This is a genomic window from Duganella sp. GW821-FHT07F09 (assembly GCF_059418705.1).
This window is the reverse complement of the sequence record NZ_JBWKQJ010000004.1, coordinates 166,129-189,972: the sequence shown is the minus strand read 5'-3', so window position 1 is coordinate 189,972 and position 23,844 is coordinate 166,129. Positions and strand designations below refer to the sequence as shown.

The following is a 23,844-nucleotide window of genomic DNA, read 5'->3' as shown; positions in this document are numbered from 1 at the left end:
GCTACGCCCCGACCGGCAGGCGGATGGTGATGCGGCAGCCCGGCGTGCCGGGCGACACCGCCACCTGCCCGCCCATCTGGTGCACGATGGTGTAGACGATGTGCATGCCCAGGCCGGATCCGCCCTGCCCGCGCTTGGTGGTGAAGAACGGTTCGAACAGGCGCTCGCGCACCTCCGCCGTCAGGCCGACACCGTCGTCGGCGAACTCCAGCAGCAGCCAGCGCGCGCCCTCCTCCAGTTCGTCGCGTCCGCTCAGCACGACCTTGCCGGGGCCGCCGTTCGGATAGCCGTGCTTGGCCGCGTTCATCAACAGGTTCGACAGCACCTGCGACCAGCGCCCGGCATCCAGCCGCACCCGCAGGTCGCCAGCGATCTCGACGCCGACCTGGATGCCGACCTTGCGCAACTCCGGCCCGTGCGCCGACACCACGCTGAGCGCGTGGTCGCGCAAGCCCATCTCCACCACATGGGTGCTGCCCTGGTCGACCGCCAACTGCTTGAAGTTGCCGATCAAATCGGCGGCGCGCGCCAGGTTGCGCTCGACCAGCAGGGCCGCCTCGCGCAGCCGCTGGGCCGTGGCCACCAGTTCGGAACGGCTGACGCGCTCGCCGCTGACGCATTTGACCAACTCCTCGGCATAAGAGCTCAGGCTGGACGACGCCGTCACCGCCACGCCGATCGGCGTATTGACCTCGTGCGCCACGCCGGCCACCATCGCGCCCAGCGCCGCCATCTTTTCTTGCTCGACCAGGATGGCCTGCGCCGCCAGCAAGGCTTCGCTGCGCTGTTGCACCGTTTGTTCGAGCGTGCGCTCGCGCTCCTGGTGCTGCAGTTCGGCCGCGCAGCGGGTGGCGAAGATCGACAGCAGCGACAGCGCCAGCAGGCGCTTGTCCTCGGAAATGGGGCGCGTGTCGATGGCCGACAGGATGCCCAGCGTCTTGCCCTCGGTGTCGATCATCGGGATGCCGATATAGCTCTCGGCCTGCATATCGACCAGCAAGGTGTCCCTTGGGTAGTCGGCCTGGATGCCGCAGGCGTGGAAGCAAATGCTCTGGTCGGCCACGTCCTGGCAAGGCGTGTGGCGCAGGCTGTATTCCATCGCCGGCAGGTAGTCGCCGCCGCCCCACAGCGCCAGCGTGCGGATGCCCTCGTGGCCGTCGGCCATGGCGATCAGGCGGCCGGCGATGACGTAGCGCACGTCGAGCGCCAGCGCCAGCTCGCGCACCATCAGGCGCAGGAAATCGTCGCCGCGCGCGCGCGAGGTCGACGCCGTGATGGCGCGCAATGTGGCCTCGGCCAGCGCCTCCGGCAGCTCCTCCCGCGGTTCTTCCGTCATCGCATCCCCCCAGTGGACAGGCTATTGATTGTACCGCCATTCGCGCGCATGAAAACGGGTGAAGTTTTTAACGAGCTCTAGCACAAATTTGCCATTATTTTTAAAAAACTTTGTATTTTTGTGTAAAAAACGTGCTTTTTCATGCAAAAACCGTAGGAAGTGTTGTTTATGTCAAACTTGTTACAGAGAGACAATTGACCCTGCGCCCTTCGGGTGGTCTGATGGCAACCCTGAATAATTTACCCATGGATTATTCAGCCCGGGTCGTTTAATGATAAAGAAGCAATAAGATCTCTTAGGAGTTGAAGCAATGATGATGGAAACCGTTATTTCGCGTTCGCTGCGGCTGATGTTTGCCGGCGGTGCCGCGTTCGTGCTGGCACAACCGGCAATCGCTCAACAAGCACCAGACGCGCCGATCCAGCGCGTGGAAATTACCGGTTCGGCTATCAAGCGTATCGACGCTGAGACCGCCGTGCCCGTGACCGTCGTGAAGATGGCCGACCTGAAAAAAGAAGGTATCACCACCGTCGAACAGGTACTGGCCAATCTGAGCGTATCGCAGTCGAGCACCGGCACCAGCCAGGTCGTCGGCTCCGGCACCGGCGGCGCCTCGTTCGCCGACCTGCGCGGCATCGGCGCCAACAAGACCCTGATCCTGCTGAACGGCCGCCGCCTGGCGAACAACGCCTTCGACAGCTCGGCGCCCGACCTGAACATGATTCCATTCGCCGCGCTCGAGCGCGTCGAAGTGCTGCGCGACGGCGCCTCGTCGCTGTACGGCTCCGACGCGGTCGGCGGCGTGATCAACTTCATCACCAAAAAAGACTGGCAAGGCGGCACCGTCACCGTCGGCGCGGACAGCCCGCGCAAGGACGGCGGCACCAGCCGCAACGCCAACATCGGCTACGGCTTCGGCGACCTCGAGCAGGATCGCTTCAACATCTTCGCGATGGTCGACCACCAGGGCCAAAACCCGATCGGCGGAACCCAGCGCGACTTCAACCGCCGCTACGCCGGCGGCCTGTCGGCATCGACCAGCCCGGCCAACTACTACCAGGCCGACGCCAGCGGCAACCCGGCCGGTCCAGGCTGCACCAGCGCCCCGAACCTGGTACCAGGCAGCAACGGCGCCTGCCAGATGACCACCTCGGCCTTCGTCGACTACGTGCCGAAGAGCGAGCGCACCACGGGCCTGATCCGCGGCACCTTCAAGCTGACCGACAGCCATGAACTGGGCGTGGAATACCTGACCACCCAGAGCAAGGTACAAAGCGCGATCGCCCCGGTGCCGTACGGCGGCCTGTACATCAACCGCAACCGTCCGGACGGCACCCCGAACCCTTACTTCCCGGGCAACGGCACCGTCCCTAACAGCATTCCGCTGGACCCGAACTTCATGGACACCGGCGGCTCGATCACCGACGGCGTTCAGCCGGGCTTCGTGCACGCGCGCTGGCGCGACCTGCCGAACGGCTCGCGCGCCGACGAGAACATCAACCGCCAGGAACGCCTGGTGGTGAACCTCAAAGGCGTCGTCGCCGGTTGGGACTACGAGACCGCGCTGTCGTACAACAAGAACAAGGTCAAGCAAAACCTGAACGGCTACAGCGACGGCGGCATCATCTCGCGCGGCGTACTCGACGGCGTGATCAACGTCTTCGGCGACCAGAGCGCGGCCGGCACGGCGCTGCTGAACAGCGCAGCGCTGAGCGGCAACATCATGAACGCGCAAGGCATCAGCAAGGGCGCGGACATCAAGCTGAGCCGTGAAGTCGGCGACTGGCTCAACACCGGCCACCAGGCTGGCCTGGCCGTTGGCGCCCAGTACGAACACCAGCAATTCCGTAGCGCGGCCAACACCGAGTTCGCGGAAAAAGTGATCGCCTCCACCGGTATCGATCCGCTGACCCTGAACGAAGGCAAGCGCAGCGTGTCGGCCTTCTACTCCGAGCTGAACGTGCCGGTGCTGAAGAACCTGGACCTGACCGCCGCCTTCCGTTACGACAAATACAGCGACTTCGGCCACACCACCAATCCGAAGTTCTCGTTCGTCTACCGTCCGCTGACGTCGCTGCTGATGCGCGGTTCGTACTCGAAGGGTTTCCGCGCGCCGTCGCTGTATGAGATCAACGCCGCCAACTCGTACACCAACGCCGTCAACACCATGGACGATCCGATCAACTGCCCGGGCGGCAATCCGATCCCTGGCAAGTCGGCAGCGGCCAACTGCGGCCAGCAGTTCCAGGTGCTCAACGGTGGTAACAAGAACCTGAACCCCGAGCGTTCGAAGACCGGCACCGTCGGTCTGGTGTGGGAACCGGTCAACAACGTGACCCTGTCGGCCGACTACTGGTCGATCCGCCTGACCCAGCAAATCGGCAACCTGCAGGACAACGACGTGCTGAGCGATCCGGTCACCTTCGCGCCGTACTACAAGCGCAATCCGGCCGGCGACCTGGCGGTCGATGGTTCGCAGTGCCCCAACCCGATCACCTGCGGCTACCTGGACCTGCGCACGCAGAACCTGGGCGACATGAACACCAACGGTGTCGACCTGGCCGCCGCCTACAAGCTGCGCACCACCAACTACGGCCTGTTCAACTTCTCGTACAACGGCACCTGGGTGCACAAGTATGAGTACCAGAACTTCGTCGGCGACACGATGCGCAACCGACTGGGCGAATTCTCGGGTGACAGCGTGGTCTTCCGCTGGCAGAACAGCGCCAACGTGAACTGGAGCTCGGGCAAGTTCGGCGCCGGTTTGACCGCGCACTACAAGTCGGGCTATATCGACCAGGATCCTGAGAACCACGTTTCGTCGTACACCACGTTCGACGGTTACGGTTCGTGGGAAGCGATCAAGGGCCTGACCCTGACCGCCGGCGTGCGCAACCTGTTCGACCGCGAGCCGCCGCTGTCGTACCAGACCACCGCCTTCCAGGCTGGTTACGATCCACGCTACACGGATCCAACGGGCCGCACCCTGTACGTGCGCGCCACCTACAACTTCTAACCTGAAGTCGTAAAACAAAAAACCACCCCGTGGCGCACGCGCCACGGGGTGGTTTTTTTTCGCCCTGCGGGAATGACCGCTGCGCGGCTACAGCCAGCCGGCCTTCCTGAAGCGCCGGTACAGGTAGACGCAGACCGAGATCATCACCGTCAGCGCGAACGGGTAGCCGTACTTCCACTCCAGCTCCGGCATGAACTTGAAGTTCATGCCCCACACGCCGGCGAAGGCGGTGCAGATGGCGAAGATCGCCGCCCACGCCGCCAGCCGCTTGTTCACTTCGCTCTCCTCGATGGCCGTCATCGACAGGTTGACCTGGATCGCGGTGCCGATGGTGTCGCGGATGGTATCGAGCGAGGCGATGATGCGGTGCAAATGGTCATGCACGTCGCGGAAGTATTCCTGGGTGTCCATGCACATCGACGGCACGCGGCCGCCGTGCAGCCGTCCGACCGCCTCCATCAGCGGCGCGACCACGTGGCGCACCGTGGTGACCTTGCTTTTGAGCTCGTACAGGCGCTCGATGTTGTCGCGCTGTTTGCCGCGGCTGAAGATCAGCTCCTCGATTTTTTCCAGCTCCGTCTCCAGCATGTCGAGCACCGGGAAATAGCGGTCGACCACCGCGTCCATCAGCGCGTACAGCACGAACGCCGGACCCAGGCGCAACATATGCGGCTCCTTCTCGGCGCGCGCGCGCACCCCCAGGAAGCCCTGCTGACTCTCGGCGTCGCGCGAGGACAGGATGTAGTTCTGGCCGACGAACATATCGACCTCGCCGACGGCCACTTCGCCGTCGCGGCATTCGATGGTCTTGACCACCACGAACAGCGAGTCGCCGTATTCCTCGATCTTCGGGCGCTGGTGGCCCCGGCTGGCGTCCTCGACGGCCAGCTCGTGCAGGCCGAACTCGTGCTGCATCGTCTTGAGCTCGTCCGGCTCGGCGTCGCGCAGTGCGACCCAGACGAACGTCTCGGGCCGCTCCATGTAATCGCTGATTTCCTCGACCGGGATGTCGTCCAGCTTCTGGCCGTCCTGATAGGCCACACAATTAATCAACATACGGTTTCCATAAAAAAAAAGCCCTTGGCTTCGTCAGCCAAGAGCTTACCTTAAACAACCGAAGAGTTGCTTCGCTAATCGTCCTTGGCACCGTCGATGCCGAGTTCGGCGATCTTGCGCGTGATGGTGTTGCGGCCGATGCCCAGGCGCACGGCGGCGTCGTTCTTGCGGCCGTGCGTGTGCTTGAGCGCGGTGCGGATCAGCGCCGATTCGAATTGCCGCCCCAGCACCGCCATCACTTCCTGTTGTCCGCCGCTGAGCATCGAGGCGGCCTGCACTTCCAACAGACTGAGCCAGGCGTCCGGCGAGCCGGCCAATCCGTGCGCACCGCCCGTGTCCGCCGTCGCCACCGGCACCACCGTGCCATGATGCTGGATCGCGCCATAGCTTTCCGCCGGCGCCGGCAGGCCCACGCCGGTACCCAGGGCGGTGCCACCGCCGCCGCCCTGCTCCTGCGTCAGCTCCAGCGGCAGGTCCTTGACTTCGACCGTCTGCCCCGGCGCCATCACCGTGATCCAGTTGCACAGGTTTTCCAGCTGGCGCACGTTGCCCGGCAGATCCAGGCTGCTGAGGAACTGCACCGTGGCGTCGCTCATCCGCTTGGCCTCCACGCCCAGCTGCTTGGCGCTTTGCACCAAGAAGTGGCGCACCAAAATAGGGATATCCTCGCGCCGCTCCCTCAAACTGGGCAAACGCAGGCGTATCACATTAAGGCGGTGATACAAATCCTCGCGGAACAATCCTTCGCGCACCCGCTGCTCCAGATTTTGGTGCGTCGCGGTGATCACGCGCACGTTGGCCTTGAGCGGCTGGTGCCCGCCGACCCGGTAGAAGTGGCCGTCCGACAGCACCCGCAACAAGCGCGTTTGCAGGTCGAACGGCATGTCGCCGATCTCGTCGAGGAACAGGGTGCCGTTCTCGGCCTGCTCGAAACGGCCGCGCCGCGTCGTTTGCGCGCCGGTGAAGGCGCCGCGCTCGTGGCCGAACAGTTCGGATTCGAGCAAATCCTTGGGGATCGCCGCCGTGTTGAGCGCGATGAACGGCTGCTGCGCGCGCGGGCTGTGCTTGTGCAGCGCGCGCGCCACCAGCTCCTTGCCCGAGCCCGATTCGCCGGTGATCAGGACCGTCACGTTCGATTGCGACAGGCGACCGATGGCGCGGAACACTTCCTGCATCGCCGGCGCCTGGCCGAGGATTTCCGGCGTCTCCGACGGCCCCGATTCGACGCTGGTCTCGCGCAGGCTCTCGTCGAGCGCGCGGCGGATCAGCTCGACGGCCTTGTCGATGTCGAACGGCTTGGCCAGGTATTCGAAGGCGCCGCCCTGGAACGCGGCGACGGCCGAGTCCAGGTCCGAGAAGGCGGTGATGATGATGACCGGCAGCCCCGGGAAGCGCGACTTCACCAGTTGCAGCAGGTCGAGGCCGGAGTCGCCCGGCATGCGGATGTCGGACACCAGCACCTGCGGCGTCTCGAACTCCAGCGCGGCGATGGCGTCGCGCGCGTTGGCAAAACTCTTGGTGGCCAGGTTTTCCCGTGCCAGCGCTTTTTCCAGTACCCAGCGGATCGATTCGTCGTCGTCTACTATCCAGATTGGCTTCATGTGTTTATGTTATCCCGCAATATGGATCGTCAATCAAGGGACTCGGCACCGCCCCTGCTTGCCTCGGCTTATGGCAACGGCAGCAGGATACGGAAATCCGTATATCCAGGCCGGCTCTCGCACTCGATCACGCCCATGTGCTGCTGCACGAAGGTCTGCGCCAAGGTCAACCCGAGGCCGCTGCCACCCTCCCTGCCCGACACCAGCGGGTAGAAAATACGGTCGCGGATCTGGGGTGCGATGCCCGGTCCATTGTCAATGATATGCAAGTCTAATGCCAGCCCGTAGCGGACCTTGGCCAGGGTCATCTGACGCGCCACGCGGGTCTTCAAAATAATCTGCGCGTCGCCCGCTTCGATTTGTGAAGCGAGCGCTTGCGCGGCGTTGTGGGCGATGTTGAGCACCGTCTGGATCAACTGCTCCTTGTCGCCCCGGAACTCGGGGATGGAGGCGTCGTAGTCGCGCAGGATCGTCAGGCCGGACGGGAATTCGGCCAGCATCAGGCTGCGCACGCGCTCGAGCACTTCGTGGATGTTGACGTCGCCGACGATGTGCGGCCGGCGGTGCGGCGCCAGCAGGCGGTCGACCAGCGTTTGCAGGCGGTCGGCCTCCTTGATGATCACCTGCGTATATTCGCGCAGCTGCACCGCGTGCAACGCCGGCAGTTCCATCTCCAGCAGTTGCGCGGCGCCCCGGATGCCGCCCAGCGGGTTCTTGATCTCGTGCGCCAGGTTGCGGATCAGCTCCTTGTTGACCTGGCTCTGGTCGAGGATGCGCTCCTCGCGGTCGAGCTTGAGGTGCTGCAGGTGCTCGCGCAGTTCGATCAGGATATGGTCGACCGGGTCCTCGAGCGCCGAGACGATGCTGTGCACGTGCAGCGGATCGCGTCCGGCCCGCTCCAGGGTCAAATCCTGGCGCAGGTCGGCGAACTTGTGCTCGCGCGCCTGGGCGCAGATGTGGTCGAGCTCCTCGGGGTTGAGGAACTGCGACGTCAGCTTTTGGCGCGACAGCGCCTTCAAGGAACTTTCCAGCAGGTTCTCGGCGGCCGCGTTGGCGTAGGCGATATGGCCCTCGCCGTCGAGCATCACCACGGCCGAGGCCAGCAGTTCGAGGCCGGCCAGCGCCGGTGGACGGTTCATGGCGGCCACGGCGCGGGCGGCGATATTACTCACTAGGCTCATCGGATATTCGCGATCTCACGTTTCAAGGCTTCGACATTCTTTTCCGAGCGGCTGATGCTGTCTCGCATGGCGGCCACCCGTTCCTGGTATTTCGCGTAGTTGCGTTCGTCGCCGCGCCGTTCCGGCTCGCCGCCGTTGAACTCCCTGCGCAACTCCGTCAGCTTCTGCGTTTCGTTTTTCAGCTCGTCTTCCAGTATCGCGCGGCGGTCGGCGTCGCGCGCGCGCTGCTCGGCGCCGTCGACGCGCGGAAAATCGCCCGGCGTGGCGGCCGGTGTCGGCGCCGACCCGGCCACGCGCGGCGGCGCGGCCTGCCGCTTGGCCGGCGCCGGGATCGCCAGGCCCGGCAAGTCCATCGCCTTGCAATAGTTACCGCGATAAACGTCGGTGTATTCGGTGCTGCCGTTGGGCGGCGTGCATTTGTAGATCACTCCCTGCGCCCGCGCGGCGCCGCAGGCCGCCAGGGCCAGCGCGGTTGCCAGCACAACCGTCGCGCCAACATTGACGTAACCGCATCGTTTAAAACTCATTGTCATCCGTAATCCATGGGTGGAAAGCTCCATCCTGAATATACAACATCCAAACAAAAACGCGGGGAAAGCCATGGCTCCCCCCGCGTTTTTTGCTTCACTACAAGCATCGGCAAGCCGATGCGTTGCAATTACAGCGAGTAGTACATGTCGAACTCGGCCGGGTGGGTCGTCATGCGCATGCGCTGGACGTCCTGCATTTTCAGTTCGATGTAAGCGTCGATCATCGAATCGCTGAACACGCCGCCACGGGTCAGGAACTCGCGGTCTTTGTTCAGGTTGTCCAGCGCCTCTTCCAGCGACGAGCACACGGTCGGGATCAGCGCGTCTTCTTCCGGCGGCAGGTGGTACAGATCTTTCGATGCGGCTTCGCCCGGATGGATCTTGTTGGCGATACCGTCCAGACCGGCCATCAGCAGCGCGGCGAAGCACAGGTACACGTTTGCCAGTGGATCAGGGAAACGGGTTTCGATGCGGCGGCCTTTTGGATTGGCCACGTGTGGAATACGGATCGAAGCCGAACGGTTACGGGCCGAGTAGGCCAGTTTCACCGGCGCTTCGAAGCCCGGAACCAGACGCTTGTACGAGTTGGTGCCCGGGTTGGTGATCGCGTTCAGCGCCTTGGCGTGCTTGATGATGCCGCCGATGTAATACAGCGCGGTTTCCGACAGGCCGGCATAGCCGTCGCCGGCGAACAGGTTGACGCCGTCTTTCCAGATCGACTGGTGCACGTGCATGCCCGAACCGTTGTCGCCAACGATAGGTTTCGGCATGAAGGTGGCGGTTTTGCCGTAGCTGTGGGCCACGTTCCAGACCACATATTTCAGGTTCTGGGTCCAGTCGGCGCGCTCGACCAGGGTCGAGAATTTGGTGCCGATTTCGTTCTGGCCGGCGCCGGCCACTTCATGGTGGTGCACTTCGACCGGGATGCCCAGCGATTCGAGGATCAGGCACATTTCCGAACGCATGTCCTGGAAGCTGTCGACCGGTGGGACCGGGAAGTAGCCGCCCTTGACGGTAGGACGATGGCCGCTGTTGCCGCCTTCGATTTCCTTGTCGGTGGTCCACGATGCTTCGTCGGAATCGATCTTGACGAAGCAGCCCGACATGTCGATCTTCCAGCGCACGCTGTCGAAGATGAAGAATTCTGGTTCCGGACCGAAGTAGGCGGTGTCGCCCATGCCCGACGATTTCAGGTAGGCTTCAGCGCGCTTGGCGATCGAGCGCGGGTCGCGGTCGTAGCCCTTGCCGTCCGACGGTTCGATAACGTCGCACTGCATGAACAGCGTGGTCTCTTCCATGAACGGATCGATGTTCGCGGTGTTTGGATCTGGCAGCAGAATCATGTCCGATGCTTCAATGCCCTTCCAGCCGGCGATCGAGGAACCGTCGAATGCGTGACCCGATTCGAACTTGTCCATGTCGAAGTGCGACACGGGCACGGTGACGTGCTGTTCTTTACCACGGGTATCGGCGAAACGGAAATCAACGAATTTGACTTCGTTTTCCTGGACCATTTTCAAGACTTCTGCGGCTGTCATTGCCATGCGTATCTCCTAAAGGAATGTGTATAACTGGTGCGCTCTCTATAAGCAGTATCTATGCCAGCCTGAAACTCATAACGATATGTTCATAGCGTCTTGGAACTCGCCGACAAAAGTGACTAAAACGGGGCGGAGCACCAAAACGCCACTATTTACACCGGATCAATGCGGCACCAACTTGGTGCAAACTTACCAAACCGCACCATCTTCGTGCAATTTTCATTTTCAGTGGAAAATTGCACGGCTTTGGTGCGCCATTGTCTCCGACGTGCACAGGACGCCTATAATAAACTCAATCTTATTTGGAGGGACATCCCATGAGCAAAATAGACGAGATCCTGGCCGTGGCCCGTGGGCGCAGCAAGGACTGGCCGTATGCCGGCGCGGTCACGCCGCAGGAGGCCTACGAGCTGATCGGCGCCGACAACGCCGTCAAGATCGTGGATGTGCGCACCAATGCCGAGCGCGACTGGGTCGGCCGGGTGGCCATTCCGGAAGCCCAACATGGTGCGGTACAGTGGAGTATTTATCCGGGCGGCATCGCCAATCATGAATTCATCGAGCAATTGAACTCGGTGGCGCGCAAGGATCAGGTGTTGTTGTTCCTGTGCCGCTCGGGCGTGCGCTCGCGTGGTGCGGCCAAGCTGGCCACCGAGCACGGCTACCAGCACTGCTACGACATCCTGGAAGGCTTCGAGGGCGACAAGGACGAGCACGGTCACCGCAGGAACATCGGCGGCTGGTGCAAGGCCGGCCTGCCGTGGACGGGCGCGTAACTTTGTAACTGGATTAAACGGGCACCGCCTGCGTCGCCGCCGGCGCGCCCTCGCCCATCAAAAACTGTATCCGCTTGCGCACGAACTGTATGTGGCTGCGCAAGCCGTACAAGCCATCGGCGAACGACAGCGGAATCGAGATCTGGTTGACCAGCTCCTCGATCTCGTCGAGCCGCTTGAGCTGCGCCTCGTACACCTGCATCCGCGTCTCCTCCGGCGCGCTCTCGACCTGCTGCTCCACCGTGCGCAACTGCCCGTACCAACGGTAGACGCGCGAACGTATCCGCCACACATACAGCGGCGGAATAATCCGCGACAGCGGAATGATCAAGGCGCTCAGCGCCAGCACCACCACCCACATGCGGTCGAAGAAGTTGGCCAGCCAGAACGTCATGTAACGCTGCAGCAGCGGCGGGCCGTTCTTGTAGAACTTGGCGGCCTCGGCATCGACCGGAATCTCGCTGTACTTGGCCGACGGGAACTGCCCCTGCTGCTGGAACCAGCCGGCGCCGTTGTGGATGCCGCTGGCCGCCTGCACGAACAAATCGACCAGCGCCGGATGCAGGTCGTCGCGCGCCACCAGGGTGGCGGTCGGCGCGATGAGGTTGTAATCCTCCCTGGGGATGTCCCGGCCCAGATCGACGATGCCCTGTGGCAGCACCACATGCGTGAGGAACGGCAGCTTGCGCGCGTAGGCCTCGGCCTGGCTGAAGTTGAACAGCTTGATACCCGGCGTTTGCAGCAACATCTGGATCAGCGGCGCCTCGGGCGCCGAGGTGAACACCAGGCCGTCGATGCGGCCTTCCAGCAGCTCCACCGTGGCGGGCGTGTTGGCCAGGGAGTAGCGTTCGACGTCCTCCTTCTCCAGCCCGTTCAGCGACAGCACCTGGCGGAACAGGCGCGGCGCGCCGGCGCCTTTGGGGCCGAAGTTGATTTTCTTGCCTTTTAACTGGCTGAGCTGGGTGATTGGCGGCTGGCCCTTGGTCTCGCGCAGGAACAGCCACAGCGGCTCGACGAACAGGCTGCCCAGCGACGACAGGCCTTCGCGCTCGGCCGCCTCCTCGTTGGTGGAGCCGCTTTGGACGAAGGCGATGTCGACTTCGCCGGCGCGCAGGCGGCGCAGGTTTTCGCCGGAGCCGGCCGAGGGGACCAGGGTGACTTTGACGCCGTGCTTGGCGAGGGCGGCCGCGTATTTCTTGCCGAATTCCTCGTAGGCGCTGTTTTCCTGGCCGGTGGCCAGGCGCACGCTGCGTGGCGGCGCGGGGTCGACCAGCCAGTAGGCCAGCAGGCAGACGCCGACGATCAGCGCGATGGTGGGGGCCGAGGCGACAAACAAGTCCCGCACCGAGAATTGCGTGAACTTGAGGATTTTGGACATGTGGTGGCGCATTGGTTTCATGGGCTGACACCATGCCAACAAATGAGCGATTATGCAAGCGGAATACGGGGACGGGCGGGGACGTGGGGATGGCGCCGGCGGCCGTTGGCGGACGATCCGCCGGGGATCACGTAGGGCGGATTACGGCGTTCCGCCTAATCCGCCCTACGTGGAACACGTGTCATGCACGCGTTACCTTACTCACTAACCGCCGCAGGCTTGCAATGGTCGCGCCGCCGCGGTTACGGGCACTCCGCCCGTCTTGACCACCACCGGCGGTGGCACCGCACCCGGCGCGGCCACCGGATTCGGCTCGATCAGCGGCATCAAGCTCGGCGCAAGCACCACCAGCAACTGCACCGGCAACGCGCTGGTGAAATCGTAATTCTTCGATTCCGGCCCGTGCACATACGCCGTCATGCTGCCGAAGAAACGCTCGCCGATATTGAACACGAACGTCGCCGACCGGTTCACATAGCGCGATTCGATCAACCGTCCGCCGCCGCCATACACGTCGAAGCGCTGGTCGCCCGTGCCGGTCTTGCCGCCCACATGCAGCACCGTGCCGTCGGACTGCACAAACGCCATGCGCGCCCGCTTGGCCGTGCCGTCCGACACCACGCCACGGATCGCGTCGGCGACCACCCGCGCCACTTCCGGCGACAGCACCTGCTCGTTGGTGGTGGCGGGAGCCTTGCTCACCACGGTCTCATACGGCGTCCCCTTGGCGAAGTGCAGCGACGAGATCCGCTGGCTGCTCTTGCGCACGCCGCCGTTGACGATAATCCCCATCATCTCCGCCAGCGCCGCCGGACGGTCGGCCGACGCGCCCAAGGTCGTCGCGTACGACGGCACCAGCGATTCGAACGGATAGCCCATCTTCTTCCACTGCTTGTGGATTTCCATGAAGCCTTCGACCTCGATCAGGCCGGCGATGCGGCGGTCCTGCGCGTGCTTGCGGTGCGTCTTGAACAGCCACGAATAGACTTCCTGGCGCTCCTTCTCGCTGGCCGCCGTCATCTGCGACAGGGTCGCCTTCGGATGCAGGCGCATGTACGCGGCCATCCACAGTTCCAGCGGGTGGATGCTGGCCAGGTAGCCGCGATCCGGCAGCGACCACTTGTCGATCGCGTACTGGTCGTACAGCTTCTCGACGCGCTCGTCGGACACCTCGTTCTGCGACGGCAGATACTCGTGCAGGAAGTCGCCGAACTGTTTGACGCTGGCGGTCGGATACACGGTGCGGTGGATCACCGCCAGCCGGGTCGGCGTGCTGCGGATATTGGCCAGCAGGATCTTGTCCAGGTCGGCCGCCGGCTTGCCCCTGTACTTGGCGTAGAAGCGGTTCAGGAACTCCTTGCCTTCCTTGTCGGCGAAGCGCGCCAGGTAGACGGCGCGGCGCGGATCGTCGGCGTCGGCCAGCAGCGAGGCCGACGAGCCCGGCGTCTGGAACATGTAGAACTTGGCGACGTCGCGCATCAGGCGCACGAACACCAGGTTGGTCGAGCGGCGCAGCGCCTCGGTCACGGTGAAGATCTTGCCGTTGTCTTCCTTGGAGAAGTTGCCGAAGTAATGCAGGCCGCCGCCGGTGAAGAAACCCTCGCCCGGATTGCCCGAGTACTTGCGCTCCATGGCCGCGTTGAGCATCGGCGTGATCTCGCGCTCGGCGCTGCCGACCGGATGCGCCGTCAGGTACTCGATCGCCCAGCGCGACAGCTTGTCCTGCGGATCGACCGGGATCATGCTCAGCGTTTCGGCGTTCATGCCCTTGTACTTCTTGTTGAGCTGGTCGACGATGTCCAGGTAGGTCACCAGCGTGCGCAGCTTGGCCGTCGAACCCAGGTCGAGCTTGGCGCCCTCGTTGATGTCGAGCGGCTGGTCGTAATTGTCGGTCTGCAGGCGCAGCAGGTTGTTGTCCGCGCCTTTTTCCAGCAACGTGAAGCTGTACACCACGTTGGCCGGATCGCCGTTGCCCAACATGCCCTTGCCGGTCAGGCCGGCGGCGGCGGCGCGCTCGGGGTCGCGCAGGTCGCGCAACACCTGCGTCACCGCCTTCTGCGCCTGCGCGTCGAGCGTGCTGACCACGTTCAGGTCCAGGCGGTCGAGGTTGTACATGCGGTTGTCGCCCAGCAGGTTGGCCAGGTGGTTGCGGATCGCGTTCGAGGCCTTGCGCGTGACGAAGGTCATCTCCGGCGCCGCTTGCAGGCCGTTGCCCTTGGCCGGATGCAGCGGCTGCTTGAGCGCGACGTCGCGCATCGCCGCCGTGATCACGCCCTCCTGCGCCAGCACGCGCAGGTGGCTGTCGGCCAGCACTTCGAGGTCGTCGGCGCCGTCGCCCAGGTAGTGGCTCGGGCGGCGCTGCGCGATCATCAGGCTGAGCGCTTCCTTGTAGACCAGCGCGGTCTCCGGATCGGGATTGTCGAGATTACCACTGAGCAGGCGGTTGACTTCGGCGAACTCGCGGCCGTACCAGACCCACATGCCGTCGCCGATGCCGTTGACCTCGCCGTAGCCGGGTTTGGCCGACAGCGGCACCGTGTTCAGGTAGTCGATGACGATGCGGCGGCGCGCCTTGGTCGTGTCCGGTCCGTCCTGGTAGGAGCGCAGGCTGGCCGAGACCATCTGCTGCAACTTGTCCTTCATCGAGCCGGTGCGGCCCTCCGGCGAGTGGCGGTACTTCTCGATCTGCGTGGCCAAGGTGCTGCCGCCGGCCGCGCGATGGCCGCCGGCCACGGCGTTGACGCTCTTCTCGATGACGGCCTTGCCCAGGCGGTCCCATTCGACGGCAGGGTTGCGTTTCGGGTACTTGTTGTCGAGCAGCTCACGGTTCTCGATGTACAGCAGGCTGTAGACCAGCGCCATCGGCGCCTGCTCGAACTTGTTGTAGATGCGTTCCGGATAGCTGGCCGCGAACAGCTCCTGCGCGCGGCAATCGTAGATCGTCAGGCCGGTCTTGGTCTTCTCGTGGTAGGTGGCGAAGATGCCCATGTCGGCCAGTTCCGCCATCTTCGGCGAAATGCGCGCCTGCGCGCTGACCTGGTAGTCGCGCGTGCGCAGCTTGGCCAGGTAGTCCGGCAGGCTGGCGTAGCCGAGCCGCTCGTCGTACGGGCTGTCGTGCGGGAAGCGGATCGAATTGCTCGGCCCCGGCTGCACCTTGTACGTCATCTTGTTGGCCAGGTCGGTGAAGATGCGCGCCTGCATGGTCGAGGTGCGGCTCTCGTGCACGCCCCACCACACGGCGAACGAGGCGCCGACCAGCAGCACGACGATCAGGGCGTTGCGCGAACGCTTGCTCTTGGTCGGCTGGCCCGGCGGCGGCGCGTCCATCTGCGCCTGCGCCAGATGCGCTTCGCTTTCTTCGGGGGTAAGGGGCGGCACGACATGGAGATGCCGGGTGCGACGATAGCCTAATGCTGCCGCGCCTGCGCGCAACTTGCGCACTGCTCGAACGAGGGGCCGGCGGAAACGACGATTGCTTAACATATGATTCAAACCGGTCAGCTGTTTCAGTAAAACCTACTAGCCACCATTGCACCACATCGGCGTGGTGGCGACCGGTGATGACGCACAATAATTTGCAACCGTAGTTTATTTTTCGCAAAAAAACAACGGCGTTTCTCCCCTATGGAGTAACGCCGTGAGTGCTTGGGGCCGCTAAGTGACAAGCGCGTGACAAGGGTACGTCGCCGGGGCGATGTCGAAGCGCTATCGAGCGATAGCGGCGCGACATCACCCGATACCGGCGCGCATTAAATGTTGTTGAACTCCACCTCGAGCTTCTTGAGCTCAGCGCACATGTGCGCGAACGCCGTGAGCGTCTGGGCCGGCTCGCCTTTGACGCCGAGCTCGATGTGGCGGCGGGTGTTGGCGTCGCCCACGCTCGGCAGGCTGAACACCTTCACCCTCGGATAGCGCGCCTCGATCTCCACCATCAGCGGCGTCAGCGCCGACTCCGCCGTCTCGAACACCAGCACCGACTGCTCCAGGTGCGGCTCGCGGTTGAACAGGTCGGCGTAGTGGTGGTCGAGCACCCATTCGATCATCGGCCAGGCCATCACCGGAAAGCCCGGCACGAAGTAATGCTTGTGCAGCGCGAAGCCGGCGATGTTGTTGTACGGGTTGGGGATCAGCGCCGCGCCCTGTGCGAACTCGGCCATCTTGAGGCGGTGCAGGTTCTCGGCCGAGTTCAAATCGACCTCGTGGCCGGCCTCCTGCCCCATCTGCACGATGCGCTGCTGGATGTTGATCTTGCCCTGTTCGTGCAGCACCAGCGGCAGCCCCAGCGCGTCGGCGGCGGCCAGCCGGGTGTGGTCGTCCGGCGTGGCGCCGATGCCGCCGCAGCAAAACACGATGTCGTCGCTGGCGAAGGTGCGCTTGAGCGTGGCCGTGATGCGGGCCGGGTCGTCGGCCAGGATTTCCGCCCACGCCAGCTGCAGGCCGCGCGCGGCCAGCATCTGCACCACTTTCGGAAAATGCTGGTCGACGCGCCTGCCGGACAGGATTTCGTCGCCGATGATGATGAGTCCGATCGCCATATTAGTTCCGTTCTCTCAAAATTCCGCCGGCGCCGGCTCGGTCTTCACGGCCTCGGCGGCGCGCATGCGCGCCAGCGCTTCGAGGCAATAATAGGCGAACCACAACGCGGTGAAGATAAACACCAGCACATACAGCCAGATCGACGCGGCTGCCAGGAAGGGGAAGAATACCACCGCCATCACGCCGCCCAGCCAGATCGCGCCCGGCAGCGCCCCGGCCACGCCGGAAACGACGCCGATGGCGATCAGCGGCCAGCGGTGCTCGGCCAGCAGCTGGCGGCGCTCGTCGGCGCTGGCGTAGTCGGCCAGCACGTCGTAGACCATCATGCGGCTGGTCAGCCAGCCCCACAACAGCGCCTGCACGAACACGGCCAGCGGCGGGAACACGTACAGCGGCAACGTCAGTATCCACAAACCGATGAAGGCCCCCATGCCGCCCAGCGCCACGCCGACGCTGCCGATCAGGCTGCCGCCGTTGCGCTGCTCCAGCTGCGGATAGTTGCGGGCGCCGATGTGGCGCAGGATCACCGGCATGGCGATGACGCCGATGAAGATCAGCGCCGTCAGTATCATCAGCGGCAAGAGCAGCAGCATCGCTATCAACGGCACAACGACTGTTTTCAAAGCGCCAAGGCCGAACGAGCTCAGGAAGCTACCGCTGTAGCTGAACACACCATATTGCGAGAACGTCGCGTGGACGAAATCGATCAGCGGCTGCAGGCCCAGATACAGCAGCACCGCCCACACGCCGACCGCCAGCAGGAAGGGCGCCAGACTCATCAACAGCAGCTTGCCGTGCCATTGCGAGGCGAAGGCGCGGCCCCAGGCGCGCACCACCGCAGAGAATCCGCCGGCCATCAGACGGTGTCCTTGCGCGCGTACTCGACCATGCGCTTGAGCGCCAGCCAGTGCTGCGAGAAGAAGCCCCGGCCGTATTCGCGGCCCGGCTTGACGGCGCCGCCCACTTCGGTCTGCGGCAACTGGTCGCGGATGCCGGTGGCGACGAATTGCGGCGTGAAATTGGCGGTGCGGAAGATGATGTCCCAGATCGGCAGCAGCACGGCGAAATTGCAGCCGCCCAGGGTGCCCTGGCCGTTCGACTCGTGGCCGACGCCGATCGCGTGGTGCATGCGGTGGTAGCGCGGCGACACCAGCAACCACTCGCCGACCTTGCCGAAGTGGATGCGCACATTGGCATGCTGCAGGCTTTGCAGGATGCGCGACACCGACACCAGCATCACGTATTGCGACGGTTCGACGCCGATGCCCAGCGCCAGCACGCCCATATAGACGTCGCGCATCATGTCGTCGAGCATGTGGTTGCGGTTGTCGCTCCACAGGTTCATGTTCTGCTGGCTGTGGTGCAGGCCGTGCAGCGCCCACCACCAGTTGAAGTGGTGCGAGGCGCGGTGGTACCAATAGTCGAAGAAATCGAGCACGACGAAGTAGACCAGGAAGGCGCCCAGCGGGGAAATCCCCGGCAACAGCGACTCGAGGTTGAGCGGCTGGAAGCTTTCGAAGCGCAGCATGCCGGCCACGCTGTCGAGCAGCGGATCGAGCGTGAAAAAGATCAGCACCGGGAACAGGCCGATCCGGTGCAGCACCGTATAGATGAAGTCGTTCCAGCGCGCGCGCGGATCGTTGAACTTGTGGACCGGAATCATCGCCTCGAGCGGGCGCAGCACCAGGAACAGCAGGGTCAATTCCAGCACGCCGATCAGCAGCCATTCGGTGCCCTCGAAGGCTTCCTCGACGAATTCGCCGAAACCGAGCTGGAACACCAAGGGCTGGATCACCGTCTCGAACAACCAGCCCTGTGCCAGGCCCAGCCAGTCAGAAAAGTGTTGAATCATGGATGTTTGGAATGCTGTTTAAAAGTGGTCACGTAATCGGGGTGCTCGCGCAAGGTGGCGAAGCAAAAGCCTTTTTGCTCCAGGCCGCTGATCAAAGGCTCCAGGTTGGCCGGCGCCCAAGGGTCCTTGCGCGACCAGATGCCCATGTGCGCGACAAAAATATCGCCGTCGCGCAAATCCCTCAGCGACTTTTGCAACAATACCGCATTCGGGTAGGCCGCGCTCGGCAGCTCATCGCCCGAGAAGCCGGCCGGCGCCCAGCCGACATGCGCATAGCCGCAAGACTTGGCCGCCGCCAGCGTGCCGGGCGAGGTGCGTCCGGCCGGCGCGCGCCAGATCGGATCGAGGTGCTTGCCGGTCAGCTCGACGAAGCGCTGGTCGACGCGCTTGATTTCCTCGCAATATTGAGCCGGCGTCAGCGTGCGGATCTTGCCGGCGGACGCGCCGAAACCGGGCTTGACCTTGAAGCCGGCGCCGCCGTCCTTGACCAGCACGTCGTGATCGAAGGTGTGCGAGCCGACCGCATGGCCCTCGGCCACGCGCGCCTTCCAGTATGCCGACCACGACGGATCGAGCGAATAGTCGCCGCGCACGGTTTTCTCGTTGGCGAGAAAAAAAGTGGCCTTGATACCGTGGCGCTTGAGCGTATCGGCGATCAGATCGGCCTGCGACTGGCTGCCGGTATCGAAGGTCAGATAAATCGTGCCCTTGCAAGCGCCCGGCGCCGCCGCGAAGGCCGGAACGGCCGTCCCTACCGCCAGCGCGACCACCCACCCCCACCCCGGGGTCAGTGCCGACATTCGGACACGAGCTCTTGTCCGAATGTCGGCACTGACCCTCGCGGTGGGGCGTTTCATTAGCGCTGGGCGGAGTTGTTGAAGAAGACGCCGTGCGGCGAGCGCCCCACCGGGATCGTCTTGACCAGCTTGCGCGTGGCCAGGTCGATCACCGCCACCTTTTTGATCCAGCGCAAGGTGACCCACATGGTCTTGCCGTCGGCCGTCACTTCCATGCAGTCCGGACCGCCCGGCACGTTGATCATGCCGACGTTTTCCAATGTCTTCTGATCAATGATGTTGATCGAATTGGAAACACGGTTCGACACATACGTGTAGCGGCCGTCGCCGGCCGAACGGAAGTTGTGCGCGCCCTGCCCGGTCTTGATGCGCTTGACGGTTTTCTGCGCCCTCCAGTCGATCACCTCGACGTAGTCGCTGCCCATGATGCCCACCAGCAGATACTTGTCGTCCGGCGTCATCGCGATACCGGCCGGCAGCTTACCGACCGGCAGCGTCCACTTGACGGTCTGCGTGACGAGGTCGATGGCGCTGACCTGGTCGCTGCCCTGCTGCGTGATGAAGACCATGTTGCTGGCGGCGTTGAAGGCCATGTGGCTCGGCAGCTTGGCCAGCGGGATGCGCTTGCTCAAGGTCATGTTGGCGCCGTCGTAGCGGTACAGGTCGACGCGGTCCAGCCGCAGCGAGGCCGACACGAACCATTTCTGGTCCGGCGAAAAACCGATCTGGTAAGGGTCGAGGATGTCCTTGACGGTGCGCTGGATCTGGCCGCTCTTCGGATCGAGGAAGATCAATTCGTTGCCGACCGAGCTGGCGACGATCAGCGACTTGTTGTCCGGCGTCGCCATCAGGTGGTGCGGCTCTTTGCCGACCGGGAAGGTGGACAGGTCCTTGAAAGTCGCCTGGTCCAGCAACTGCACGGTAGCATCACGCGAGTTGAGCACAACGACAACATTGGCCTGCGCGCTGCCGATGGCAATCGCGGCGCAAACACAGGATAAAACCAAACGGCGGACACGGCGGAGCATGAAGAAATCGCTTAGAAGGACTAAACGTTTATTTTACGTGCAAACCGGGCCGTCACAAGGTAAAAGCGGACAATTATTCCTATCCGTAATGAAGCGCGGCGGCTGAACCACAGCGCCCTGCTACAATTGCCGGCTGTGTTCAACGAATCTAGAAGGAATAACCATGACCACCATCACGACCGAATCGGGCCTGCAGTACATCGAACTGACCGTTGGCGAAGGCGATGAAGCCAAAGCCGGCCAGAACGTCACCGTCCATTACACCGGCTGGCTGCGCAACGACGACGGCACCAAGGGTCCGAAATTCGACTCGAGCAAAGACCGCAACGACCCGTTCGAATTCGCCCTGGGCGCCGGCATGGTCATCCGCGGTTGGGATGAAGGCGTGCAAGGCATGAAGATCGGCGGCGCGCGCCAGTTGATCATCCCGGCGGAACTGGGCTACGGCTCGCGCGGCGCCGGCGGCGTGATTCCGCCAAACGCGACCCTGATTTTCGACGTCGAACTGCTGGGCGTTTAAACGCTAAACGTTTAAACGTTTAGCGCTGCCAATTGCGCCGCAGCGCCTCGAGCTCTGCGCGCGTGTCGAGCATGCCGCCGACGATGCGCTGGTCGATCGCCTCCAGCACCGCCGCCGGCATCTCCGTCCCCGCCATCCGGTACGCGGTCATCTGCGCCGACGGCCGCACGTTCTGCACCATCACCGGTATCCGCCATTCCGCGCTGGCGCGGCAGGCCACCCCCACCAGATCCTGGCTCAGTCCCACCACCGTGAAGGTGCGGCAATAGCCGCCCTCGTTCGACAGAAAACTCAGCCCGACCCGCACGTCGCCCTCGGACGGCGCGGCGCCGCCCATCTGCTGGCTCAGCACGACATCGAGCCGGCCCTGCGCCACCAGCATGCCGTTGCGGCTGACGACCGTGGTCGGCGCCTTGGCCGGATCGGCCAGGAAGGCCGGCTGCCACTGCGCCAGGCCGAACTTGCCGAGCGCCAGCCCCACCACCAGCACCGCGCCCAGCGCGCTCCACTCGCGCCAGCCCAGATGCCGCCTGACCGCCTTGCGCGCGGCCTGCTGGGTGGCGACGCGCTGCGCCCGCACCGCCGCCAGTTGCACCACTTTGGCCTGCTGCGAGCGCATCGTCGCGCTCGCCGGCGACAGTTCGGCGAACACGCCGTCGCGCGCGGCGCGCAAACGGGCCACGCGGCGGGCGATGCTGCTGTCGCGTCGCATGGCGTCCTCGACGGCGTGACGGGTCGCGTCGTCCAGTTCGCCGACCGTGTAGGCTATCAGTGTCTCGTCCGAAAAGCTCATGTTCACGTCCTTAGTCGCTCCATCATAAACCTTTTTTTCACCGGATGCGGGTCTGTCAGGATCGCGTAAGCCCTTTAAATACAAGGGTTTTATTGCGCCGCAGCGTGGCACGGCAACTACTGTAAGGCCTACTTCCTACAGAAACCATTACATTTGACAATATTTATGCTAATCTGCGCGCTCTAATAACCAAGGAGGTAGTAATGAAAAAAGGCGAATTGATTGCAGAATTTGCGAAACGCACGGAGATGTCTGCTGCTGCCGCCAATGGTGCGGTGAACACTCTGATCGCGATCGTGACTGAGCGTCTGAAAAAAGGCGACACGGTTGGCATCACCGGCTTCGGCACCTTCTCCGTCGCCAAACGCGCCGCACGCAAAGGCCGCAACCCTGCAACCGGCGAAGCGATCAAGATCGCCGCGTCGAAGACCCCGAAATTCTCGGCTGGCGCAACCCTGAAGTCGGCTGTCAACCCGACCAAGAAGAAGTAATTCTTGCGCTAAGCAGGCTGTGTTCGTGTCCGCGAGGGCACCGGAAACGGCGGCCCATGGCCAGGTCCCCGACCTGCCATGGCCGCCGTTCTGTTTTGGGCGGCTGTTTTTGAGGAAGCCCTCTAGCGGCTTTCGGCCCGGCCCCGGTTATGATGGCGCGTACCCACCAGCCACCATACCAAGGAGATGTAAATGAGCTTACAAGAGCAATTCGAACAAGCCCAGGCGGACTCGAAGAACCTGCCGGAACGTCCCGACAACATGACCCTGCTGAAAATCTACGCGCTGTTCAAGCAGGCGTCGGCGGGCGACGCCACCGGCGAGCGTCCGGGTTTCACCGACATGGTCGGCCGCGCCAAGTTCGACGCCTGGGCCGCGCTCAAGGGCACCAGCGCCGACGAGGCCAAGCAGCAGTACATCGACCTGATCGAAGACCTGAAATAAGCGCGGCCGTTTGTCCCGGCCTAAAAAAAAGCCCCTGACGGGGCTTTTTTGCGTTCAAACCGGCGCGAACACCTTGCGCATCTTGTCGACCACCTTGCCCTCGATCTGCGACGAGAACGCGCTGAACAGGAAGCCGAGGGCGATCTCCAGGCGCGCCTGGGTCGGCTCCAGGGTCAGGGTGCCGTCGACGCCGCTGCGCTCGAAACGCAGCACATCGCCGTCCCAGCGGCATTCCAGCTCGAATTGTTCGGCCAGCTTGTCGGCCACCTGTTGCGCCGCCGCCCGGGCCTGCTCCGGCGCAAGGTTGTGTTCCTGAACGATGTTAATGTCCGCCATGCGGCTTCCTCAATAAATCCACAAAGCCGACATGATGCCAGTTGGCCCGGCGTCACGCTAGTCCACAACGGCGCCTACGCATTTGCTTATATGTATTGTATATAAGCGCAATTTGTGAGAAATAGCGAATTACCTTAAAATACAGTGCTTTGCTGAGGTTAGCCGGGCCATCCCACCGCCGCCGACGCCGCTGCACACCAACATTGATAGGACTGTTATGACCCACGTTGTCACCGAATCTTGCATCAGCTGCCGTTATACGGACTGCGTCGATGTTTGCCCGGTAGATTGTTTCCGCCAAGGCCCGAACTTCCTCGCCATCGATCCGGACGAGTGCATCGACTGCGCCGTGTGCGTGGCCGAATGCCCGGTCAACGCCATTTTCGCCGAGGAAGACGTCCCCGGCGACCAGCAGCAGTTCATCAAGATCAACGTCGATCTCGCCCGCCACTGGCCTTCGATCACCAAGACCATCGCGCCGCTGCCGGAAGCCGACGAGTTCAAGGACGTCAAGGAAAAACTGCACCTGCTGGTACGCTAAGACGCCTCCGTCTGGCCGGGCAGCACCGGGCAGCGTCATCCACGGCGCCGGAAGCGAGCGCCGCACAGCCTTGTGTTCGCCCAACCACCAT

Annotated in this window: 21 protein-coding genes; 6 read left to right on the top strand and 15 right to left on the bottom strand. The window is 63.4% G+C overall.

From position 1 onward, the window contains the following. Nucleotide 1: 1 nt before the first annotated feature. Nucleotides 2-1,336 carry an ATP-binding protein gene (locus AC07P1_RS12430; RefSeq protein ID WP_494696102.1) on the bottom strand — a complete coding sequence of 445 codons (1,335 nt, stop codon included), beginning with the start codon at nt 1,334-1,336 and terminating at the stop codon, nt 2-4. 310 nt (nt 1,337-1,646) lie between these two features. On the opposite strand from AC07P1_RS12430, the gene AC07P1_RS12425 reads away from it, so the two are divergent. Beyond that, entirely contained in the window at nt 1,647-4,352 is a 2,706-nt protein-coding gene (locus tag AC07P1_RS12425) for a TonB-dependent receptor (protein ID WP_494696101.1), read from the top strand. Between the two features lie 87 nt (nt 4,353-4,439). Here the strand turns inward: AC07P1_RS12425 and corA are convergent, their stop codons facing one another. The 5 genes from corA to glnA form a co-directional block, all read right to left on the bottom strand. Further along, nucleotides 4,440-5,408: a magnesium/cobalt transporter CorA gene (corA, locus tag AC07P1_RS12420; protein ID WP_494696100.1), complete on the bottom strand. Its 969-nt coding sequence runs from the start codon at nt 5,406-5,408 to the stop codon at nt 4,440-4,442. A gap of 74 nt (nt 5,409-5,482) precedes the next feature. After that, complete coding sequence (ntrC, locus tag AC07P1_RS12415) at nt 5,483-7,009, bottom strand: nitrogen regulation protein NR(I) (protein WP_494696099.1); 1,527 nt, start codon at nt 7,007-7,009, stop codon at nt 5,483-5,485. Between the two features lie 68 nt (nt 7,010-7,077). After that, nucleotides 7,078-8,190, bottom strand: a complete 1,113-nt coding sequence (gene glnL / locus AC07P1_RS12410; RefSeq protein ID WP_494696098.1) for a nitrogen regulation protein NR(II) — start codon at nt 8,188-8,190, stop codon at nt 7,078-7,080. Continuing rightward, complete coding sequence (locus AC07P1_RS12405; RefSeq protein WP_494696097.1) at nt 8,187-8,717, bottom strand: DUF4124 domain-containing protein; 531 nt, start codon at nt 8,715-8,717, stop codon at nt 8,187-8,189. The genes glnL and AC07P1_RS12405 overlap by 4 nt, the downstream gene beginning before the upstream one ends. Before the next feature lie 131 nt (nt 8,718-8,848). Beyond that, nucleotides 8,849-10,264 carry a type I glutamate--ammonia ligase gene (gene glnA, locus AC07P1_RS12400; RefSeq protein WP_090316110.1) on the bottom strand — a complete coding sequence of 472 codons (1,416 nt, stop codon included), beginning with the start codon at nt 10,262-10,264 and terminating at the stop codon, nt 8,849-8,851. Between the two features lie 314 nt (nt 10,265-10,578). Here glnA and AC07P1_RS12395 point away from each other — a divergent pair, with 314 nt between their 5' ends. Beyond that, a complete protein-coding gene (locus tag AC07P1_RS12395) occupies nt 10,579-11,037 on the top strand; it encodes a rhodanese-like domain-containing protein (RefSeq protein WP_494696096.1) in 459 nt (152 codons plus the stop codon). Between the two features lie 13 nt (nt 11,038-11,050). On the opposite strand, the gene AC07P1_RS12390 is transcribed toward AC07P1_RS12395, so the two are convergent. From AC07P1_RS12390 to AC07P1_RS12360, 7 genes are all read right to left on the bottom strand, one after another. Next, nucleotides 11,051-12,415 carry a TAXI family TRAP transporter solute-binding subunit gene (locus AC07P1_RS12390; RefSeq protein WP_494696460.1) on the bottom strand — a complete coding sequence of 455 codons (1,365 nt, stop codon included), beginning with the start codon at nt 12,413-12,415 and terminating at the stop codon, nt 11,051-11,053. A 204-nt stretch (nt 12,416-12,619) separates the two neighbouring features. Next, nucleotides 12,620-15,742, bottom strand: coding sequence for a transglycosylase domain-containing protein (locus AC07P1_RS12385; RefSeq protein ID WP_494696459.1), 3,123 nt, complete (start codon nt 15,740-15,742; stop codon nt 12,620-12,622). Nucleotides 15,743-16,164: 422 nt separating this feature from the next. Continuing rightward, complete coding sequence (locus AC07P1_RS12380; RefSeq protein ID WP_494696095.1) at nt 16,165-16,950, bottom strand: competence/damage-inducible protein A; 786 nt, start codon at nt 16,948-16,950, stop codon at nt 16,165-16,167. Nucleotides 16,951-16,965: 15 nt separating this feature from the next. Next, complete coding sequence (locus AC07P1_RS12375) at nt 16,966-17,808, bottom strand: EI24 domain-containing protein (RefSeq protein ID WP_494696094.1); 843 nt, start codon at nt 17,806-17,808, stop codon at nt 16,966-16,968. Then, the gene (locus AC07P1_RS12370; RefSeq protein ID WP_494696093.1) at nt 17,808-18,803 is read right to left on the bottom strand and encodes a sterol desaturase family protein; all 996 of its coding nucleotides are present in this window, start codon (nt 18,801-18,803) and stop codon (nt 17,808-17,810) included. The genes AC07P1_RS12375 and AC07P1_RS12370 overlap by 1 nt, the downstream gene beginning before the upstream one ends. Further along, on the bottom strand, nt 18,800-19,603 hold the full coding sequence (locus AC07P1_RS12365) for a polysaccharide deacetylase family protein (RefSeq protein WP_494696092.1): 804 nt from the start codon (nt 19,601-19,603) through the stop codon (nt 18,800-18,802). Before AC07P1_RS12365 ends, AC07P1_RS12370 begins: the two co-directional genes overlap by 4 nt. A gap of 56 nt (nt 19,604-19,659) precedes the next feature. Continuing rightward, nucleotides 19,660-20,628: a YVTN family beta-propeller repeat protein gene (locus AC07P1_RS12360; RefSeq protein ID WP_494696091.1), complete on the bottom strand. Its 969-nt coding sequence runs from the start codon at nt 20,626-20,628 to the stop codon at nt 19,660-19,662. Nucleotides 20,629-20,791: 163 nt separating this feature from the next. Between AC07P1_RS12360 and AC07P1_RS12355 the strand changes: the two genes are divergently transcribed. Next, a complete protein-coding gene (locus AC07P1_RS12355) occupies nt 20,792-21,148 on the top strand; it encodes an FKBP-type peptidyl-prolyl cis-trans isomerase (protein ID WP_363502130.1) in 357 nt (118 codons plus the stop codon). A 19-nt stretch (nt 21,149-21,167) separates the two neighbouring features. Here the strand turns inward: AC07P1_RS12355 and AC07P1_RS12350 are convergent, their stop codons facing one another. Then, nucleotides 21,168-21,941 (bottom strand): hypothetical protein, encoded by a 774-nt coding sequence (locus AC07P1_RS12350; RefSeq protein ID WP_494696090.1) that lies wholly within the window; start codon nt 21,939-21,941, stop codon nt 21,168-21,170. A gap of 203 nt (nt 21,942-22,144) precedes the next feature. Between AC07P1_RS12350 and AC07P1_RS12345 the strand changes: the two genes are divergently transcribed. Both AC07P1_RS12345 and AC07P1_RS12340 read left to right on the top strand, forming a co-directional pair. Next, nucleotides 22,145-22,432 carry an HU family DNA-binding protein gene (locus AC07P1_RS12345; RefSeq protein ID WP_090316135.1) on the top strand — a complete coding sequence of 96 codons (288 nt, stop codon included), beginning with the start codon at nt 22,145-22,147 and terminating at the stop codon, nt 22,430-22,432. 192 nt (nt 22,433-22,624) lie between these two features. After that, a complete protein-coding gene (locus AC07P1_RS12340; RefSeq protein WP_494696089.1) occupies nt 22,625-22,876 on the top strand; it encodes an acyl-CoA-binding protein in 252 nt (83 codons plus the stop codon). A gap of 54 nt (nt 22,877-22,930) precedes the next feature. On the opposite strand, the gene AC07P1_RS12335 is transcribed toward AC07P1_RS12340, so the two are convergent. Then, nucleotides 22,931-23,212: a polyhydroxyalkanoic acid system family protein gene (locus AC07P1_RS12335; RefSeq protein ID WP_494696088.1), complete on the bottom strand. Its 282-nt coding sequence runs from the start codon at nt 23,210-23,212 to the stop codon at nt 22,931-22,933. Between the two features lie 217 nt (nt 23,213-23,429). Between AC07P1_RS12335 and fdxA the strand changes: the two genes are divergently transcribed. Beyond that, on the top strand, nt 23,430-23,753 hold the full coding sequence (gene fdxA, locus AC07P1_RS12330; protein ID WP_090316142.1) for a ferredoxin FdxA: 324 nt from the start codon (nt 23,430-23,432) through the stop codon (nt 23,751-23,753). The last annotated feature ends 91 nt before the right edge of the window (nt 23,754-23,844 follow it).

Coding starts and splice junctions, on each gene's coding strand:
- AC07P1_RS12430 (WP_494696102.1), bottom strand. CDS start 1,336: ATGACGGAAGAACCGCGGGAGGAGCTGCCGGAGGCGCTGGCCGAGGCC.
- AC07P1_RS12425 (WP_494696101.1), top strand. CDS start 1,647: ATGATGATGGAAACCGTTATTTCGCGTTCGCTGCGGCTGATGTTTGCC.
- corA (WP_494696100.1), bottom strand. CDS start 5,408: ATGTTGATTAATTGTGTGGCCTATCAGGACGGCCAGAAGCTGGACGAC.
- ntrC (WP_494696099.1), bottom strand. CDS start 7,009: ATGAAGCCAATCTGGATAGTAGACGACGACGAATCGATCCGCTGGGTA.
- glnL (WP_494696098.1), bottom strand. CDS start 8,190: ATGAGCCTAGTGAGTAATATCGCCGCCCGCGCCGTGGCCGCCATGAAC.
- AC07P1_RS12405 (WP_494696097.1), bottom strand. CDS start 8,717: ATGAGTTTTAAACGATGCGGTTACGTCAATGTTGGCGCGACGGTTGTG.
- glnA (WP_090316110.1), bottom strand. CDS start 10,264: ATGGCAATGACAGCCGCAGAAGTCTTGAAAATGGTCCAGGAAAACGAA.
- AC07P1_RS12395 (WP_494696096.1), top strand. CDS start 10,579: ATGAGCAAAATAGACGAGATCCTGGCCGTGGCCCGTGGGCGCAGCAAG.
- AC07P1_RS12390 (WP_494696460.1), bottom strand. CDS start 12,415: ATGTCCAAAATCCTCAAGTTCACGCAATTCTCGGTGCGGGACTTGTTT.
- AC07P1_RS12385 (WP_494696459.1), bottom strand. CDS start 15,742: ATGGACGCGCCGCCGCCGGGCCAGCCGACCAAGAGCAAGCGTTCGCGC.
- AC07P1_RS12380 (WP_494696095.1), bottom strand. CDS start 16,950: ATGGCGATCGGACTCATCATCATCGGCGACGAAATCCTGTCCGGCAGG.
- AC07P1_RS12375 (WP_494696094.1), bottom strand. CDS start 17,808: ATGGCCGGCGGATTCTCTGCGGTGGTGCGCGCCTGGGGCCGCGCCTTC.
- AC07P1_RS12370 (WP_494696093.1), bottom strand. CDS start 18,803: ATGATTCAACACTTTTCTGACTGGCTGGGCCTGGCACAGGGCTGGTTG.
- AC07P1_RS12365 (WP_494696092.1), bottom strand. CDS start 19,603: ATGTCGGCACTGACCCCGGGGTGGGGGTGGGTGGTCGCGCTGGCGGTA.
- AC07P1_RS12360 (WP_494696091.1), bottom strand. CDS start 20,628: ATGCTCCGCCGTGTCCGCCGTTTGGTTTTATCCTGTGTTTGCGCCGCG.
- AC07P1_RS12355 (WP_363502130.1), top strand. CDS start 20,792: ATGACCACCATCACGACCGAATCGGGCCTGCAGTACATCGAACTGACC.
- AC07P1_RS12350 (WP_494696090.1), bottom strand. CDS start 21,941: ATGAGCTTTTCGGACGAGACACTGATAGCCTACACGGTCGGCGAACTG.
- AC07P1_RS12345 (WP_090316135.1), top strand. CDS start 22,145: ATGAAAAAAGGCGAATTGATTGCAGAATTTGCGAAACGCACGGAGATG.
- AC07P1_RS12340 (WP_494696089.1), top strand. CDS start 22,625: ATGAGCTTACAAGAGCAATTCGAACAAGCCCAGGCGGACTCGAAGAAC.
- AC07P1_RS12335 (WP_494696088.1), bottom strand. CDS start 23,212: ATGGCGGACATTAACATCGTTCAGGAACACAACCTTGCGCCGGAGCAG.
- fdxA (WP_090316142.1), top strand. CDS start 23,430: ATGACCCACGTTGTCACCGAATCTTGCATCAGCTGCCGTTATACGGAC.